Source organism: Enterobacter sp. 168J2 (assembly GCF_034107265.1).
GTDB classification, from domain to species: Bacteria; Pseudomonadota; Gammaproteobacteria; order Enterobacterales; family Enterobacteriaceae; genus Enterobacter; species Enterobacter nematophilus.
This window is the reverse complement of record NZ_JAWNEB010000005.1, coordinates 212,231-230,232: the sequence shown is the minus strand read 5'-3', so window position 1 is coordinate 230,232 and position 18,002 is coordinate 212,231. Positions and strand designations below refer to the sequence as shown.

General features: G+C 55.7%; 16 protein-coding genes. 3 read left to right on the top strand and 13 right to left on the bottom strand.

Annotated elements, in window-relative coordinates; translation table 11 throughout:
- The 4 genes from glnK to USG84_RS15245 all read right to left on the bottom strand — a co-directional run bounded on the left by glnK (position 1) and on the right by USG84_RS15245 (position 4,595).
- Entirely contained in the window at positions 1–339 is a 339-nt protein-coding gene (gene glnK / locus USG84_RS15260) for a P-II family nitrogen regulator (RefSeq protein ID WP_008503304.1), read from the bottom strand.
- A 220-nt stretch (positions 340–559) separates the two neighbouring features.
- Positions 560–2,341, bottom strand: coding sequence for a SmdB family multidrug efflux ABC transporter permease/ATP-binding protein (locus USG84_RS15255; protein ID WP_320738357.1), 1,782 nt, complete (start codon positions 2,339–2,341; stop codon positions 560–562).
- Positions 2,334–4,106: a SmdA family multidrug ABC transporter permease/ATP-binding protein gene (locus tag USG84_RS15250; RefSeq protein ID WP_151413940.1), complete on the bottom strand. Its 1,773-nt coding sequence runs from the start codon at positions 4,104–4,106 to the stop codon at positions 2,334–2,336. The genes USG84_RS15255 and USG84_RS15250 overlap by 8 nt, the downstream gene beginning before the upstream one ends.
- 30 nt (positions 4,107–4,136) lie before the next feature.
- Positions 4,137–4,595 (bottom strand): Lrp/AsnC family transcriptional regulator, encoded by a 459-nt coding sequence (locus USG84_RS15245; protein WP_008503307.1) that lies wholly within the window; start codon positions 4,593–4,595, stop codon positions 4,137–4,139.
- A 115-nt stretch (positions 4,596–4,710) separates the two neighbouring features.
- Here USG84_RS15245 and USG84_RS15240 point away from each other — a divergent pair, with 115 nt between their 5' ends.
- Positions 4,711–5,757 (top strand): PLP-dependent cysteine synthase family protein, encoded by a 1,047-nt coding sequence (locus USG84_RS15240; protein ID WP_061099033.1) that lies wholly within the window; start codon positions 4,711–4,713, stop codon positions 5,755–5,757.
- A gap of 41 nt (positions 5,758–5,798) precedes the next feature.
- Here USG84_RS15240 and cof read toward each other — a convergent pair whose 3' ends face one another.
- On the bottom strand, positions 5,799–6,617 hold the full coding sequence (gene cof / locus USG84_RS15235; protein ID WP_061099034.1) for an HMP-PP phosphatase: 819 nt from the start codon (positions 6,615–6,617) through the stop codon (positions 5,799–5,801).
- 101 nt (positions 6,618–6,718) lie between these two features.
- On the opposite strand from cof, the gene USG84_RS15230 reads away from it, so the two are divergent.
- Both USG84_RS15230 and queC read left to right on the top strand, forming a co-directional pair.
- Positions 6,719–8,419, top strand: a complete 1,701-nt coding sequence (locus USG84_RS15230; protein ID WP_253540928.1) for an SgrR family transcriptional regulator — start codon at positions 6,719–6,721, stop codon at positions 8,417–8,419.
- A gap of 66 nt (positions 8,420–8,485) precedes the next feature.
- On the top strand, positions 8,486–9,181 hold the full coding sequence (gene queC / locus USG84_RS15225; protein WP_151413941.1) for a 7-cyano-7-deazaguanine synthase QueC: 696 nt from the start codon (positions 8,486–8,488) through the stop codon (positions 9,179–9,181).
- A 2-nt stretch (positions 9,182–9,183) separates the two neighbouring features.
- Here queC and USG84_RS15220 read toward each other — a convergent pair whose 3' ends face one another.
- From USG84_RS15220 to clpP, 8 genes are all read right to left on the bottom strand, one after another.
- Positions 9,184–9,513: an addiction module antidote protein gene (locus tag USG84_RS15220; protein WP_151413942.1), complete on the bottom strand. Its 330-nt coding sequence runs from the start codon at positions 9,511–9,513 to the stop codon at positions 9,184–9,186.
- A gap of 164 nt (positions 9,514–9,677) precedes the next feature.
- Positions 9,678–10,076: a YbgC/FadM family acyl-CoA thioesterase gene (locus USG84_RS15215; RefSeq protein WP_014830880.1), complete on the bottom strand. Its 399-nt coding sequence runs from the start codon at positions 10,074–10,076 to the stop codon at positions 9,678–9,680.
- A gap of 97 nt (positions 10,077–10,173) precedes the next feature.
- Entirely contained in the window at positions 10,174–10,554 is a 381-nt protein-coding gene (locus USG84_RS15210) for a helix-hairpin-helix domain-containing protein (RefSeq protein WP_253540925.1), read from the bottom strand.
- 148 nt (positions 10,555–10,702) lie between these two features.
- The gene (gene ppiD, locus USG84_RS15205; protein WP_151413944.1) at positions 10,703–12,574 is read right to left on the bottom strand and encodes a peptidylprolyl isomerase; all 1,872 of its coding nucleotides are present in this window, start codon (positions 12,572–12,574) and stop codon (positions 10,703–10,705) included.
- A gap of 212 nt (positions 12,575–12,786) precedes the next feature.
- The gene (gene hupB / locus USG84_RS15200) at positions 12,787–13,059 is read right to left on the bottom strand and encodes a nucleoid-associated protein HU-beta (RefSeq protein WP_002444653.1); all 273 of its coding nucleotides are present in this window, start codon (positions 13,057–13,059) and stop codon (positions 12,787–12,789) included.
- Between the two features lie 210 nt (positions 13,060–13,269).
- Entirely contained in the window at positions 13,270–15,624 is a 2,355-nt protein-coding gene (lon, locus tag USG84_RS15195; protein ID WP_061099040.1) for an endopeptidase La, read from the bottom strand.
- Between the two features lie 183 nt (positions 15,625–15,807).
- Positions 15,808–17,082 carry an ATP-dependent protease ATP-binding subunit ClpX gene (clpX, locus tag USG84_RS15190; RefSeq protein WP_061099041.1) on the bottom strand — a complete coding sequence of 425 codons (1,275 nt, stop codon included), beginning with the start codon at positions 17,080–17,082 and terminating at the stop codon, positions 15,808–15,810.
- A gap of 125 nt (positions 17,083–17,207) precedes the next feature.
- Positions 17,208–17,831, bottom strand: coding sequence for an ATP-dependent Clp endopeptidase proteolytic subunit ClpP (clpP, locus tag USG84_RS15185; protein ID WP_014069126.1), 624 nt, complete (start codon positions 17,829–17,831; stop codon positions 17,208–17,210).
- Positions 17,832–18,002: the final 171 nt, after the last annotated feature.

Here is an 18,002-nt window from a genome sequence, read left to right as displayed (position 1 = left end):
TTACAGTGCCGCTTCGTCAGATTCGCCGGTACGAATGCGAATGACGCGCTGCAGTTCGGCAACGAAAATTTTGCCGTCGCCAATTTTGCCGGTGTAGGCCGCTTTGCTAATGACATCAATCACTTCATCAAGCTGATCGTCAGCAATCGCGACATCAATTTTTACTTTTGGCAGAAAGTTAACGCTGTATTCCGCCCCGCGGTAAAGCTCGGCATGACCCTTCTGACGACCAAAGCCTTTCACTTCGGTGACAGTCAGTCCCTGAATACCCATTGAAGACAACGCTTCACGCACGTCTTCGAGTTTGAATGGTTTGATTACCACCGTAACCAGCTTCATAGATCCCCTCCAGTCAGAATTCGGTAATGGCCGCAGCTCACGGAGAAGGTATTGCAAGGGGTGTGCCAGAAATGAAAACGAGGGAGAAAAGCGGTGCAACGAGCGTTACGCCGTCTTCATTAACGAACCGGCGAAAAAAAACGCACCATGTCGGTGCACGGTGCGTTTCAGTATTGCACCAACAGGAATGGCTGTTAGCGCGTTGCTTTGTTTTGGTGCATCAGGCGCTGAGCGACTCTTCCTCGCGCACGCTGGCGGCCAGCTCTTCGCCCGCCAGCTGAAGCTGGTACATCTGCCAGTAGCGCCCTTGAGCTTCCAGCAGTTCGCGGTGCGTGCCGCGCTCCACCGCTTGTCCTCGATGCAGCACCAGAATGGTATCGGCATCGACAATGGTGGAAAGGCGATGAGCAATCACCACCAGCGTCGTATGGTCGCGTACCGCGGCCAGCGCCTGCTGGATGGCCTGCTCGGTGCCGGAGTCAATGCTGGCCGTCGCTTCATCCAGAATCAGCACCTGCGGGGTTTCGATCAGCACCCGCGCCAGCGCGAGAAGCTGCTTTTGCCCAACGGAGAGGTTGTTCCCCTGCTCCCCCAGCTTCGTATTGATCCCGTCGCTAAACCCGCGCGCCAGTTCCGCCAGCTGCACTTTTTCCAGCACCTCCCAGACCTGCTCCTGGGTGTAGTCTCGCCCCAGGGTCACGTTGGCGTAGAAGGTATCGGCCAGGACGACTGGATCCTGCTGCACCATCGCGACGCCTTTACGCAACACGTTGTGGCTGAGAGACGCGAGCGGGCGCCCGTCGAGGCGGATTTCGCCCTGCGTGACCGGGTAGTAGCCCATCAACAGGCTGGCGAGCGTGCTCTTGCCGCTGCCCGTATGCCCTACCAGCGCCACAAAACCGCGCGACGGAACGTCCAGCGTAATGTCCTGCAACACCAGCCGGTCTTCGCGATAGGCAAACGAGACGTTATCAAAGGCAATTGCGCCGCTTTGCAGAGGTCGCTCATCTGTGCCGTAGGCCTGGCGCGGCCTGTCCATCAGCTCAAAAACGCGCTCGCCGGCGACGACCGCCTGCTGCAGCATCGATTGCTGGGTGGTGAGCTCGATCAGCGGCTCGTTGAGGCGCCCCAGATAGCTAATAAAGGCGTACAGCACGCCGACTTCAATCGTACCGCTTGAGCTCAGGCCAAAGAGCATCAGTAAACCGCAAAGCACCAGCGCAGAGAAAAGGCTGAGCAGCGGACGCAGCAGGAAGCCGTCGAGGCGCAGCGTCTGCATACGCGCCATGTAGTGCGAACGGCTGGCTTCGCCCATCCGCTCGCCAAAGCGCGCCTGCTGGCGGAACTGCTGAATGACGCTCATGCCGTTGATCACTTCGTTGAAGCCATCGTTGATGTCGGCCAGATAGACACGCACCCGGCGCACGATTGGCGTGCTGTAGCGCTGGTAGATGATCATCACGATCAGCACCGCCGGGAAGATGGTAATTGCCACCAGCGCCATGCGCCAGTCGAGGCTGAACATCGCCACCAGCATCGCGCCGATCAGCGCCGCGCTGCGTAACACCGTTGCGACCACGGTGACGTACAGATCGCGGATCACCTCGGTATCGTTGGTCACCCGCGAAATCACCTGCCCGACCGGCTGGATATCAAACTCGCTGAGCGGCTGGCGAAGCGCCGCGTCCATTACATCCGTGCGCAGCTGCTGAACCACGCCCACGGCGGCACGGTTAAACAGCAGCGACTGCGCATAGTGCAGCCCTGCCGCCGCCAGCTGCAGGCCAACGTAGGCCACGCCTAAGCCCGCCACCAGCCCCAGAGGCAGGTAGCTTTTGGCGACCATATTGTCGATGAAGTAGCTGATGAGCAACGGCCCGCTCACTTCAGCAATCGCCGCTATCCAGAGTAAAAGCACGGCCACAGAGAGCGGCTTGCGCCACGGCGAGCCGTAGGCCAGCAGACGTTTGAGCGTCGGCCACATCGTTCCGAGCTTACGCATTGGCGGCCTCCCGATCCTGTTCCGGCGCATCGTCCAGCGCCGCCTCAAGCTGTTGATAGCGGTACATATCGCGATACCAGCCCGGCTGCTCGGCAAGCGTTTCATGCTGCCCGCGCTGGGCAATGTGCCCGTGCTGTAAGACCAGAATTTCGCTGGCCTCGGTGAGCGCTGACAAACGGTGGGCGCTGATAATCACCGTGCGTCCGTCGCCCCACTGGCGCAGGTTATGCAGAATTTGATGCTCGGTACGGCCATCTACGGCGGAAAGGGCATCATCCAGAATGAGGATTTCAGCATTCAGCAGCAGCGCGCGGGCAATCGAGATTCGCTGTTTCTGCCCGCCGGACAGCATGACGCCACGTTCACCGACTTCCGTTTCGTAGCCCTGCGGCAGACGCAAAATATCGTCATGCACGCTGGCTAAGCGCGCCACGTGCTCGATCTCCTCCTGCGTCGCCGACGGGTGACCAAGCGCAATGTTATTCGCCACGGTATCTGAAAATAAAAACGGCGTCTGGCTGACCACCGCCAGACGGCCACGCCACTCGTCCAGCAGCAGGTTCGGCAGGGGGATATCATGGAAACGAATATCGCCCTCGGTGACGTCAAAGTGGCGCTGAAGCAGAGAAAGCACGGTACTTTTTCCGGAGCCCGTCGGGCCGCAGATGCCCAGCATCTGGCCCGGCTGCAGCGTAAAGCTAACGTTCTCCAGCACCGGATGTTCCGTTTGCGGATAGACAAATTTGCGAACGTCGACGTTCATAACGCCGCGCCCTTCCGGCACCGCTTCGCTGCCGTCATTGACCACAGGCGCTTCGGCCAGCATGGCGCGAATGCGGCTGTAGGCGGCGCTGCCGCGCTCCACGATATTAAACATCCAGGCCAGCGCCAGCATCGGCCAAATCATCAGCCCCAGATACATCGCAAAGCTGGTCAATTGCCCCAGGGTCAGCGTGCCCTGCACCACCATCCAGCTTCCGCCGCCAATGGCAAGCAGGTTTGCCATGCCGATTGCGACATAAATCGTTGGATCAAATCGCGCATCAATACGCGCGACGCGCATGTTTTTCGCCCCCGTGTCTGCCGCATCGGCGGCAAACAGCGCGGACTGCCGATCTTCCAGGCCAAACGCTTTGATCATGCGGATGCTGGTCATGCTCTCCTGGGTGCGATCGTTCAGAGATGAAAACGCCGCCTGCGCCAGCTTGAAGCGTTCGTGCAGCTGTTCGCCGTAGCGATTGATCGCCAGCGCCATGATCGGCATCGGCAGCAGCGCCAGCAGGGTCAGCTGCCAGCTGATCTGCGTGGACATGACGATCAGCACCGCGCAGCCCATCACCAGCGAGTCCACCAGCGTTAATACCCCTTCCCCGGCGGCAAAGACCACGCGATCGACGTCGTTCGTCGCGCGGGCGATGAGGTCCCCGGTGCGGTGGCGGAGATAAAACTCAGGATGCTGTCGGCTCAGCTGGCGGTAAAAATCTTCACGCAGCTCAACGGCCAGCTGATAGGACGCGCCAAACAGCAGCACGCGCCAGACGTAGCGCAGGAGATAAACAATGACCGCCGTCAGCACCAGCGTGCCGACCCACATCAACACCCGTGCGGTGGTGTAATGCTGTTCAGTGACGCCATCCACGACGTAGCCCACCACCTTCGGCGGGATCAGCTGCAAAATGGCAATGATAATAAGCAGGGCGACTGCACCGAGGTAGCGTTGCCACTCCCGACGAAAGTACCAGCTTAATTGGGCAAATAATCGCACGCGGTTTGTTCCTGAAGGTATTTTACGAAGTTATTCAATGGGTAATGCTGTGGTGTACTTAATCTGTTCCATGGCGAAGCTTGAGGTGACGTCCGACAAGCCCGGGACGCTGTTCACCAGCCGCTTGTAGAAGTCATCATAGCGCTTCATGTCAGCCACCTGGACGCGCATCAGATAGTCGTACTCGCCGGCCATACGCCAGAAGCCGAGCACCTCGGGCATCTCAGACACCTGGGTGACGAAGCGGCAATACCACTCGCTGCTGTGATGCTGGGTTTTTATCAGCACAAATGCCGTCAGCCCAAGCCCCAGTTTTTCGGGATCGAGCAACGCGACGCGGCCCAGAAGAATGCCGTCATCTTCCAGCTTTTTTAGGCGCTTCCAGCACGGTGTGGTGGTCAGATTAACGGCATCTGCCAGCGCCTGCAAAGAGAGGGTACAGTCACTTTGCAGCAATGAAAGGAGCTTGCGGTCAATTTTATCTAGCATACCCACCTCACAGAGAAAATTTTTCTCCCTTCATTCTATTTTAAAGGCCAGATAGCAACAATTTTTTCTGTGCTTTTCGCTATGCTGGGCACAAAATGACAAACGGATAACTACGATGAATAGCACCTGGGTTAAACATGCCATCAGCGAAATCAATGCCGACTACCAGCGCTCGGCGGATACCCACCTGATTCGCCTCTCCCTGCCGGGATTTGACGGTATTCAGCTCTACCTGAAGGATGAAAGTACTCATCCAACCGGTAGCCTGAAGCACCGCCTGGCTCGCTCGCTGTTTTTATACGGTTTGTGCAACGGCTGGATTAAAGAAGGCACCACCATTATTGAATCCTCATCCGGTTCAACGGCGGTGTCTGAAGCCTATTTCGCTCGCCTGCTGGGCCTGCCGTTTATCGCGGTGATGCCCTCCTGCACCGCAAAACGCAAAATCGAGCAGATCGAATTTTACGGAGGACGCTGCCACTTTGTGGAAAGCGCCTGCGAAATCTACGCCGCCTCTGAAATGCTGGCCCGCGAGCTAAACGGCCACTATATGGACCAGTTCACCTTCGCCGAGCGCGCGACGGACTGGCGCGGCAATAACAACATTGCCGACAGTATTTTCCGCCAGATGACCCACGAGCCGCATCCGGTTCCGTCGTACATTGTGATGAGCGCCGGTACCGGCGGCACGTCAGCCACAATCGGACGCTACATCCGCTGTCAGGGCTACGATACCCAGCTGATGGTGGTTGACCCGCAGAACTCCGTGTTCCTCGACTACTGGCAAAGCCGCGATGCCGGCCTGCGCAGCCCGGTGGGCAGTAAAATTGAAGGAATTGGCCGCCCGCGCGTGGAACCGTCGTTCATTCCTGACGTTGTGGATGAAATGCTTCGCGTGCCGGACGCCGCCAGCGTCGCCACCGCGCACTGGCTGGAGACGCAGCTCGGCCGCAAGGTCGGCGCATCAACGGGCACCAACATGTGGGGCGCGCTGCAGCTTGCGGCACGCATGCGCGAGGAAGGCCGTACCGGCTCCATCGTCACGCTGCTGTGCGACAGCGGAGAGCGCTACCTTGAGACCTACTACAATGCGGAGTGGGTACAGGCCAACGTCGGCGACATCACCCCGTGGAAAGCGCAGATTGCGCAGTTGCTGAAATAAAAAAAAGCCAGACCGAAGTCTGGCTTGCTGGAAGGGTCTCACTATTCGGGGGAATATGGGAGGTTGTTGTTGTCCAGCCAATGCGTCAAAAAATGGGACACCGCTTCCTTACCGCAGTGCCCGATAACCGGCAGATGAGGAAGCTCTGCGATCAGCTGCGGCATCGCATTCCCCATAATCAGACCGCGCCCCACGCTGCCCAGCATTTCGCGGTCATTCATGGCGTCGCCAAACGCCATACACTCCTGCAGCGTTAAGCCCAGGTGGTCGCTCAGCACCGCCAGGGCGGAACCTTTGTTACAGCCCACCGGCAGCACTTCAAGACAATCCACCGCCGAGAAGGTCAGGTGCGCCCGGTCGCCCAGCGCCTCATTCAGTTGAATCCGTAAGCGGCAAAGATCGTCGTGATCGCCACAGAAGCAGATCTTGGTCACCGCGTGGGCGGGGATCCGACGCAGATCGATAAGCTGGTATTTGAAGCCGCTGTAAACATGCGCGTGCAATAATTCGGGGATTTCGCTTCCGGTAAACCAGCCTTGATCGTTAAAGACGTGGATACTGGCCTGCGTGTCCCAAGTGCTGTGCAGGACAATATCCGCCACTTCCGGATTGAGATCCTGGCGGTGCAGCACCTCTCCTTCAACGGTGTGAATGCGCGTTCCGTTACCCGTGATTAAAAACGCATCCAGGGAAAACGCGCCCAGCAAATGGCGCATCTCCAGCACGTGGCGGCCAGTGGCAAACGTCAGGGTGACATCACGCTCGCGCAGGCGCTTCAGGGTATTCAGCGTTTTCTCCCCCAGACGGTGATCCGGCATTAACAGCGTACCGTCCATATCAAATGCAGCGAGGCGGGCCATGATTACTCCTGAAATGTGATGCGATTAACTTGTGCATCAGTATCGTGTGAGATATACGGAAGTAATAGTGAATAGATGAAAATTATTGTTCCGGGTTTCTTATGCGCCAGCTTAACCGCCTTAACCAGTATCAGCGCCTGTGGCAACCTTCCGCCGGCGCTCCGCAGCTCGTAACCGTGAGCGAGCTTGCCAGCCGCTGCTTTTGTAGCGAACGGCATGTCCGCACCCTGCTGCGTCAGGCCCAGGAGGCGGGCTGGCTCAGCTGGCGCGCGCGGTCTGGTCGCGGCAAGCGCGGTGAGCTAACGTTCCATGCCAGCCCGGAGTCACTGCGCAATGCGATGATGGAAGAGGCGCTGAAGAGCGGGCAGCAGCATAACGCGCTTGAGCTGGCCCAGCTTGCCCCTGAAGCGCTACGGTCATTACTGCATCCGTTTTTGGGCGGGCAGTGGCAAAACGACACGCCGACGCTGCGCATCCCCTACTATCGCTCGCTGGAGCCGCTTCAGCCGGGCTTTTTGCCTGGCCGGGCGGAGCAGCATCTGGCGGGACAGGTATTCTCTGGTTTGACGCGTTTTAACGGCAACAGCAGTGAACCCACGGGCGATCTGGCGCATCACTGGGAGGTCTCTGCTGACGGGCTGCGCTGGCACTTCTACATTCGTTCCACGCTGCACTGGCATAACGGCGATAAAATAGAAACGGCGCAACTCCAGCGAAGCCTGACGGCGCTGTTGACGCTTCCCGCCCTGCGCACCCTGTTCAGAAGCGTTTTACGTATCGAAACAACGCATCCACAGTGTCTGACGTTTATGCTGCATCAGCCGGACTATTGGCTGGCGCACAGGCTGGCAACCTACTGCAGCCGTCTGGCGCATCCCGACAATCCTGCGGTTGGCTGCGGTCCCTTCCGGCTGGCCGCCTTTGAGCCCGACCTGGTTCGTCTGGAAAGCCATGAGCAGTACCACCTGAGCCATCCGCTGCTCAAGGCCATCGAATACTGGATCACCCCCCAGCTGTTTGATTACAGGCTGGGCACCAGCTGTCGTCACCCGGTGCAAATCGCGATTGGCGAGGCCGATGAGCTGGAAACCCTGAGGCTGGTCAGCAGCAGCACCAGCCTGGGCTTCTGTTACCTCACGCTGAAGCAGAGCGCGCGCCTGAACGAGATGCAGGCAAAGCGGCTTATCAATATCATCCATCTCTCCAGACTTCTGCACACGCTTCCGCTCAACGAAGGGCTCATTACGCCCACCGAGGAACTGCTTCCCGGCTGGACGATCCCCGAATGGCCTGATTTAACGGACGTTGTCCTGCCTGAGGCGCTGACGCTGGTTTACCATCTCCCAGTTGAGCTACATACCATGGCCAGCCAGTTAAAGGAGTACCTGGCGCGGCAGGGTTGTGAACTGACCGTCATCTTCCACGACGCCAAGACGTGGGACAGATGCCAGCAGCTTGCCGATGCAGACATCATGATGGGGGACAGGCTGATTGGCGAAGCGCCAGCGTATACGCTTGAGCAGTGGCTGCGCTGCGATGCACTGTGGCCGCACGTGTTAAGCGCACCGGCCTACGCCCATTTGCAAGCCACGCTGGATGCAGTGCAGAATCAGGCCGAAGCTCGGGACCGTCACGCCGGTCTGCAAGCCATTTTCAACCGCCTGATGGAAAATGCGGTGCTGACGCCGCTTTTTAATTATCAATATCAAATCAGCGCCCCGCCAGGGGTCAACGGCATACGCCTCAACACCCGCGGCTGGTTTGATTTTACCGAAGCCTGGCTACCCGCCCCCAAATCGTGAAGAAGCTGGTCGCCGCCGTAGCCAGACGGTAACATAACGTTTTTACCGTAACAGTCGAGATGATTTATGAAACGTGCCGTCGTCGTGTTCAGCGGAGGACAAGACTCTACAACCTGCCTGGTTCAGGCCCTTCATCAGTATGATGAAGTTCACTGTGTGACTTTCGATTATGGCCAGCGTCACCGCGCTGAAATCGACGTCGCCCGTGAACTGGCCCTAAAACTGGGGGCACGCGCGCACAAGGTGCTGGACGTTACGCTGTTAAACGAACTGGCCGTCAGCAGCCTCACCCGGGACAGTATTCCCGTACCGGACTACGAACCCGATGCCAGCGGCATTCCGAACACCTTCGTGCCGGGCCGTAATATTCTGTTCCTGACCCTGACGGCGATATACGCCTACCAGGTAAAAGCCGAAGCGGTAATTACGGGCGTGTGCGAGACCGACTTCTCAGGATATCCGGACTGCCGCGATGAGTTTGTAAAAGCGCTCAACCACGCCGTCAATCTGGGGATGGCGAAAGAGACGCGCTTTGAAACCCCGCTCATGTGGCTGGATAAAGCCGAAACCTGGGCGCTGGCCGACTACTGGGGCAAGCTGGATTTAGTTCGCAGCGAAACCCTCACCTGCTATAACGGTCTCAAAGGCGACGGTTGCGGCCAGTGCGCAGCCTGTAATCTGCGCGCTAACGGACTGAACCACTACCAGGCTGATAAAGTCGGCGTGATGGCGGCAATGAAGCAAAAGACCGGGCTTAAATAAGGCTACCGGACCGTGCTGTCGAACAGTTTTACCCCGGCAGCACGGGTCACCTTCATTAGCGTAGTCAGCGTTGGGTTGCCGTTGTCTGATAAGGTTCGGTATAGCTGCTGGCGGGAAAGCCCGGCTTTGGCAGAGATTTCACCTATGCCGCCGCGGGCTTCGATGACCTGACGGAGTGCAATGAGATAGGCAGGGATCCCCTGATCTTCATAGATCTCATCCAACGCAACATTCAAATAAATTTGAGCAGAGGAAGGATCCTCGCGGAGCATTTTTACTACTGCTTCATTGTGATTGACGCTACTCGAAAATTTTCGTTCTAGCATATTCATCGTTATTCATCCTGAAACTGATAAATTTCACCAATGCGTTACGAGCCATTTCGGCGAATTTCACTTCGATGTTGGTTAACGCCAGGATCCATGCATTTTCTAACCCTGGCTCTTTGCTATGCTATCTCTGTGATAACATCATTTCTTGTACTGAAGTCAAATCTCTACACGATCATCAACTCCAGCTTTTCCCGCAGCTCACCTTCCAGCGGCAGCGCTTTCTGGGTTTTCAGATCGATACAGACAAAGGTGATCAGCGCATCAGCCACTACCTGCCCTTCTGGATCGAGCGTCACCACCTGGCTTAACACGCCGCTCTTGCCGTTTAGCTGTTGTACCTGACTGGTCACGGTGAGCACATCGCCCAGCACGGCCGGGCGGCGGTAGTTGATATTGATATTGACGACCACGAACGCGATGTTGTGCGCGGTCAGCCACTGAAAGCTTTCGCTGTTTTCCAGTCCGTCCCAGCGCGCTTCTTCAAGAAATTCGAGATAGCGGGCGTTGTTAACGTGCTGGTAAACATCAAGATGGAAACCGCGTACTTTGATTTTTGTCTGCATAGCGCAATAGCCTTTCGTTGTTATAGGATCAGAGGTCATAACTGGTATGACCTCTTTATCCTGGCAAACTTTTGCCGCAGTGCAAGAAATTGCGTTATTACAGTGTCAGGTGTGAGAGGTTGCGCTCAACCAGCGCGCTGCCCATGCCCGGAACCTGCTTGAGATCGTCGACAGTTTTGAAAGGGCCGTATTCTTCACGATAGCTGACGATGGCCTGCGCTTTTTTCAGGCCGACACCGTTCATTGCGCGAGCGAGATCCTCTGCCGAGGCCGAGTTAATGCTGACCCGCGTACCGTCATCATCTGCGTTTTTACCGGCGACAGCCGCTTTGGTTTGCCCCTGCACCGGTGCTGCCGCGTCAGACTTGCTCTGCGTAGTCTGTGTTTTAGCGGCGGGCGTCGCCGCCAGCGCGCCAGTGCTCATCCCGGTGGTGGCAACAGCCAGCGTAATTAACAGTGCTTTGATTCCACATTTCATGCTGTTATCTCCTTGTTTGTTGACAGCCACGCAACGATAGCCGCCGGAGAAAACAGGCACAAACAGCAGATTGCAGAAATGGAAAAGGCCGCGAAGGCGGCCTTTGGTTTTTGCAGAGCATTACGAAAATCTGCGAGCAGACACGTAATTACTGCTGCTGAGTCATCACATCACCCAGCTTGATTTTGGCTTCTTTACGCAGGTTGCTCATCATGGCTTCGAAGGCAATCTGAGCATTGTTCTGAGTAATGCCCTGAACCATCGCCTTCTTCTGCGCTTCTGGCAGGGTGCCGGCTTTCACTTCGTCCAGCGCCAGCAGAACAACGTTACCCTGCATATCGGTGGTGGTGCCGAAGCTTGGCTTATCTTTTGCCGGCAGCGTCAGGCCAAACGCGGCCTGGCTGATTGGATCCTGACCGGTGCGGCTCAGCGTTTTCGCCTCACCGAAGCTCAGGCCAGCCGCTTTCAGCGCGTCCTGTTTACCCGCTTTCAGATCGGCCAGAATCTTCTCAGCATCCAGTTTAGCCTGCTGTTCTGCTTTGTTGTGCTTAACCTGAGAGACGACCTGATCCTTCACTTCCGCCAGCGGTTTGACCGCTTCTGGCTTGTGCTCGCTGACGCGCAGAACAAAGGCGCGATCGCCGTCAACGGTAATGATGTCAGAGTTGCTGCCCGGCGTGCCGTTCTCGCCCACCAGACCACCGTTAAAGATGGCATCGGAAACCGGTTTGAAGTTCAGCTCTTCCGGCAGGTTGTCGCGACCAAACCAGCCGGTCTCAACCGCTTTCACACCCGCCGCCTGCTCTGCACCTGCCAGAGATTCGTTGTCGTTGCTGGCAGCATCGCTCACTTTCTGCTGCAGCGCGTAGTAGGCATCCAGCGCTTTTTCCTGTTTCACTTTCGCGGCGATATCATCACGAACCTCAGCCAGCGGCTTGGTTTTCGCCGCGGTGATGTCGTCCAGACGCACGACCAGGAAACCAACGGATGATTTAATCACACCAGACAGCTGGCCTTTCTCTTTCAGACCGGCATTTTTCAGCTCGTCCGGCGTGGTTGCGTCTTCCAGCCAGCCCATATCACCGCCGTTTTTCGCAGAGATAATGTCGGTGGATTTCGCTTTCGCGACGGTGGCGAAATCAGCGCCCTTGTTCAGCTCATCCAGTACCGCCTTAGCATCTGCTTCAGTTTTGGTCTGAATCACGCTGTAGCGGTTACGCTGCGGCTGAGTGAACTGATCCTGATGCTGATCGTAGTAAGACTGGATCTCCGCATCAGACGCGCTTTCCTGCAGCGCAGCTGCATCCAGCTTGATGTAGCTCACGCGGAACTGTTCTGGAGAAACAAAGGCGTTTTTATTCTGCTCGTAGTAAGCATTAACGTCTGCGTCGCTAACCTGCTGTTTCGCCGCCAGGGCGTTTACATCAATGGTTGCTTCACGGACCACGCGCTGCTGTGCCACCAGCGCGGCCAGTTCGTCGGTTTCACCTTTAAGCATGAAATCGGTACCCACGACAGCGTTGATGAGCTGCTGGGTTGTCAGCTGGTTACGCAGCGCCTGCGCGTATTGATCCGCCGTCATGCCCATCTGGTTAACGATGCTGTTGTAACGCGCGTTGTCGAATTTACCGTTAGACTGGAATGCCTGAGTGGCGAAGATCGCTTTTTTCACCTGCTCGTCGCTGATGCCAAGGCCCAGCTTTTTGGCATACTGATCCAGCAGCGCTTCGTCGATAAGACGGTTCAGTGTCTGTTGGCGCAGGGTTTTCATGTACCCTTCGTTCGCCGCCAGTTCAGAGAATTGGTCGCCCAGCTGTTGCTGCATACGGTTACGCTCACCGGCAAAAGCATTCTCGAACTGACCACGGCTGATTTCCTGGCCATTCACTTTTGCGGCATAGTTCGCGCCACCGCCAATAAGGTAACTGCTCACGCCGGTCAATATGAACGACACGATAATGATACCGAAAATAATCTTGAGCACGAGACTGTTAGCAGCCGTGCGTAAGCTGTCCATCATGGTGTAACAACACTCCGCTGTAGGTGACTGGTTACCTGACGCTGACGGAAAATCCTGCCCGTCGCGCGTAAAGGCGTATTGTGACAAGAAAACGGGGCGATTGTCAGCCCACAACTCGCATAAACTCGCACAAATCAGGTCTGGACAAACAAAAAAGGCACATCAAACGATGCGCCCTTGTACTATCCGGCTTCCCTGAAACGGGAAAGCAATCAGTTTACTGCGTCTTTCAGCGCTTTACCTGCACGGAAACCCGGCACTTTAGCAGCAGCAATGGTGATCTCTTTACCGGTCTGAGGGTTGCGGCCAGTACGGGCAGCACGCTCTTTAACAGCAAAAGTACCGAAGCCTACCAGTGCAACGTCGTCCCCAGCCTGCAGAGATTCAGTAACAGAAGCAATTAATGCATCTAACGCACGTCCAGCTGCAGCTTTAGAAATATCAGCACCAGCAGCAATTTTGTCAATCAGTTGAGATTTATTCACTGTTCTCTTCCTCTCTTTATAATTTATATCGCGCCTGAGTCCTTCACAACGCGACCGCGCAGCAGTTATATCAGGCCTGCCATGACCTTACAACACCCGTTGTTGATGGCTGACCTAATCAGCAATCTAAATTAGCTATACAAAAAAAGGCTGGCAAGTGCGAAATGACTTACCAGCCTTGTTTTTATTGACGCTCTTTGCGCGAGGTCACTATTTTGCGGTTACAACCTGCATTCCGGACGGTTCATTCTGCAATGCGAGAGTAAGTACTTCCTCAATTCGCTTAACAGGATGGATCTGCAGATCGGCAATCACGTTGTCCGGAATCTCTTCCAGATCGCGTTTGTTTTCGTATGGAATCAATACGGTTTTGATCCCACCGCGGTGTGCCGCCAGCAGTTTTTCTTTTAACCCGCCGATTGGCAGGACCTGACCGCGCAGGGTGATTTCACCGGTCATTGCCACATCGGCACGTACCGGGTTGCCCGTCAGACAGGAGACCAGCGCCGTACACATCGCAATACCCGCGCTTGGGCCATCTTTCGGCGTCGCCCCTTCCGGAACGTGAACGTGAATGTCGCGTTTTTCATAGAAATCCGGGTTGATACCCAGTTTTTCCGCACGCGCGCGCACCACGGTCAGCGCAGCCTGAATAGACTCCTGCATCACTTCACCCAGCGAGCCGGTGTAGGTCAGCTTGCCTTTGCCCGGTACACAGGCGGTTTCGATGGTCAGCAGATCGCCGCCCACTTCCGTCCATGCCAGACCGGTGACCTGGCCCACGCGGTTTTCGTTGTCCGCGCGACCGTAGTCGAAGCGCTGAACGCCCAGGTAGGCATGCAGATTGTCGCCGTTAATCACGATGTGCTTCAGGCTCTTATCCAGCAGCAGCTGTTTCACCGCCTTACGGCACAGTTTAGAGATTTCGCGCTCAAGGCTACGCACGCCCGCTTCACGGGTGTAGTAACGGATGATGCCGATAATCGCGCTGTCCTCGACGGTCAGCTCGTTGGCTTTCAGCGCGTTACGCTCAATCTGCTTCGGCAGCAGGTGCTGTTTAGCAATGTTCAGCTTTTCGTCTTCGGTATAACCGGAGAGGCGGATCACTTCCATACGGTCCAGCAGCGGTGCCGGAATGTTCATGGAGTTGGAGGTCGCCACGAACATTACATCGCTGAGATCATAATCCACTTCCAGGTAGTGATCGCTGAACGCCACGTTCTGTTCTGGATCAAGCACTTCCAGCAGAGCAGACGCCGGGTCGCCGCGCATGTCCGACGACATTTTGTCGATTTCATCAAGCAGGAACAGCGGGTTTTTAACGCCCACTTTCGCCATTTTCTGGATCAGTTTACCCGGCATAGAACCGATGTAGGTGCGGCGGTGACCGCGGATTTCCGCTTCATCACGCACGCCGCCCAGCGCCATACGGATATATTTACGTCCGGTCGCTTTGGCGATGGACTGGCCCAGAGAGGTTTTACCCACCCCCGGCGGTCCTACCAGGCACAGAATTGGGCCTTTAATTTTGTTCACACGGCTTTGTACCGCGAGGTACTCAAGGATGCGGTCTTTGACGCGTTCCAGGCCGTAGTGGTCGGTATCGAGGATTTCCTGGGCCTGACGCAGGTCTTTCTTGACCTTGCTGCGGGCGTTCCACGGAACCTGCACCATCCACTCAATGTAGCCGCGCACGACGGTCGCTTCAGCCGACATTGGAGACATCATTTTGAGCTTCTGCAGTTCTGCTTCGGCTTTCTCTTTCGCCTCTTTCGGCATCTTCGCCGCGTCGATCTTACGCTTCAGCGCTTCGTTTTCGTCCGGCGCGTCGTCCATCTCGCCCAGCTCTTTCTGAATGGCCTTCATCTGCTCGTTCAGATAGTACTCACGCTGAGATTTCTCCATCTGCTTTTTCACGCGGTTACGAATGCGCTTCTCAACCTGCAGCAGATCGATTTCAGACTCCATCATCGCCATCAGGTATTCCAGACGTTCGTTAACGTCGGACATTTCCAGCACGGACTGTTTGTCAGCCAGCTTCAGCGGCATGTGTGCAGCGATGGTGTCCGCCAGACGCGCAGGATCGTCGATGCTGTTCAGCGACGTCAGCACTTCTGGTGGAATTTTCTTGTTCAGCTTGATATAGCCTTCAAACTGGCTAATTGCGGTGCGCACGAGCACTTCCTGCTCGCGTTCATCAAGCTGAGGCGAATCAAGGTACTCTGCCTTGGCAGAGAAGTGTTCGCCATTGTCAGACAGGGTGGTAATACGCGCACGCTGCAGCCCTTCCACCAGCACCTTCACGGTGCCGTCAGGCAGCTTCAGCATCTGCAAAATAGAGGCCACGGTCCCGACGGTGAAAAGATCGTTTACACCCGGCTCATCCGTTGATGCTTCTTTCTGGGCCACCAGCATGATTTTTTTATCATGATCCATGGCGGCTTCGAGGCAACGGATAGATTTTTCCCGCCCTACAAATAAGGGTATGACCATGTGCGGATAAACCACCACATCGCGCAACGGCAATACGGGGATTTCAATGCGTTCAGAACGCTCAGGATTCATAGAGCTCTCTCTTAGTTTAGTGTCCGCCAGGTAAGCTGGTCATGTCACAGTGCTTCACATAACCATTAACATGTATCCAGTATATGGGGATGTTTCCCACACATTCAACGCTATGAATACGGAAAAAGTAAAGGGGAGATAAAATCCCCCCTTTTTGATTAACTGCTTGTATGATTTGGTGAATTATTCGCCAGATGCCTGCTGGGCTTCCGGTTTACCGTAAATCAGCAGCGGCTTGGATTGGCCGCCGATCACGGACTCGTCGATAACCACTTTTTCGACATCTTCCATCGACGGCAGATCGTACATGGTGTCGAGCAAAGCCGCTTCAACGATAGAGCGCAGGCCACGCGCGCCGGTTTTACGGATCATCGCTTTCTTGGCAATCGCATCCAGCGCTTCGTCACGGAATTCCAGATCGACGCCTTCAAGATTGAACAGCGCCTGATACTGCTTGGTAAGCGCGTTTTTCGGCTCTTTCAGGATCTGGATCAGCGCCTCTTCACTCAGCTCATTCAGCGTTGCCACAACCGGCAGACGGCCAATGAATTCAGGGATCAGACCAAATTTGATCAGATCTTCAGGCTCAACCTGCGACAGCAGTTCGCCTTCGTTGGCTTTCTCGGACTTCGCCTTCACCGTTGCGCCAAAACCAATGCCGGAGCCAGTTTCAACACGGTGGGAAATGACTTTATCCAGACCAGCAAACGCACCGCCGCAGATGAACAGAATCTTGGAGGTATCAACCTGCAGGAACTCCTGCTGCGGATGTTTGCGTCCGCCCTGCGGCGGAACGGCCGCAACCGTACCTTCAATCAGCTTCAGCAGAGCCTGCTGCACGCCTTCACCCGAGACGTCACGAGTGATGGACGGGTTGTCTGATTTACGGGAGATCTTGTCGATCTCATCAATATAAACAATCCCGCGCTGTGCTTTCTGAACGTCGTAATCGCACTTCTGCAGCAGCTTCTGAATGATGTTTTCAACGTCTTCACCCACATAACCGGCTTCGGTCAGGGTGGTGGCATCCGCCATGGTAAATGGAACATCCAGCAGGCGCGCCAGGGTTTCAGCCAGCAGCGTTTTACCGGAGCCGGTTGGCCCGATCAGCAGAATGTTACTTTTGCCCAGTTCTACGCCATTGCTGGTGTCGCCGTTACGCAGACGTTTGTAGTGGTTATACACCGCTACAGCCAACACTTTCTTGGCCTGCTCCTGGCCGATGACATAGTCGTCAAGGTGATGACGAATCTCATGCGGCGTTGGCAATGCGCTACGCTCACGGTGCGGCGCAACTTCTTTAATCTCTTCGCGAATGATGTCGTTACATAAATCGACGCATTCGTCGCAGATATACACGGACGGCCCGGCAATCAGTTTACGCACTTCATGCTGGCTTTTGCCGCAAAAAGAGCAGTACAGCAGTTTGCCCGAACCATCTTTGCGTTTATCTGTCATGAGTCCAAACCTCTTTTTAAGTTCTTTGTGCCGCACATGACGACGCAAATGCCATTCTAAGACGCGTGTGCTTTAAGCAGCGTGCCGCCCTACCTTAGTATAGCGGCACACTCGCGTCGCGGGCATCAATTACGATGGGTCAATACGGAGTCGACTAAGCCGTACTCAACTGCCTCTGGAGCAGAGAGGAAGCGATCGCGCTCGGTATCGCGCTCGATCTGCTCAAGAGATTGACCTGTATGCTGCGCCATAAGTTCATTCATGCGCGCTTTTACTTTCAGAATTTCGCGGGCGTGGATTTCGATATCCGTCGCCTGCCCCTGGTAACCACCCAGCGGCTGGTGAATCATCACGCGGGAGTTAGGCAGGCAGAAACGCTTACCTTTCGCCCCTGCGGTTAACAGGAAGGCCCCCATGGATGCAGCCTGACCCATACAAATAGTGCTGACATCTGGCTTGATGAACTGCATGGTGTCATAAATGGACATGCCCGCCGTAATCACACCGCCAGGCGAGTTGATGTACAGGTAAATGTCTTTTTCCGGGTTTTCCGCTTCCAGGAACAGCATCTGCGCCACGATCAGGTTAGCCATATGGTCTTCTACCTGGCCGGTCAGAAAGATAACGCGTTCCTTGAGCAGACGGGAATAGATATCGAAAGAACGCTCACCACGTGAGGTCTGTTCAATAACCATTGGCACCAGCGCCATATGGGGTGCAAAGTTATCTCGTTCGCCACTGTATGACATTTCCGTCTCCTGGTTCAAAATTGAAAACACCTGCTGTACTGATTGTAACCTTATGGACGGATTATCAGCCAGTCTCAATCATCGTGATTACATACTTATGGGGTTCGCCACGCCCTATTTCAAGCATAACAACCTTTTGTTGTAACGCTAACACTGAAAGGGCGTTTTAGC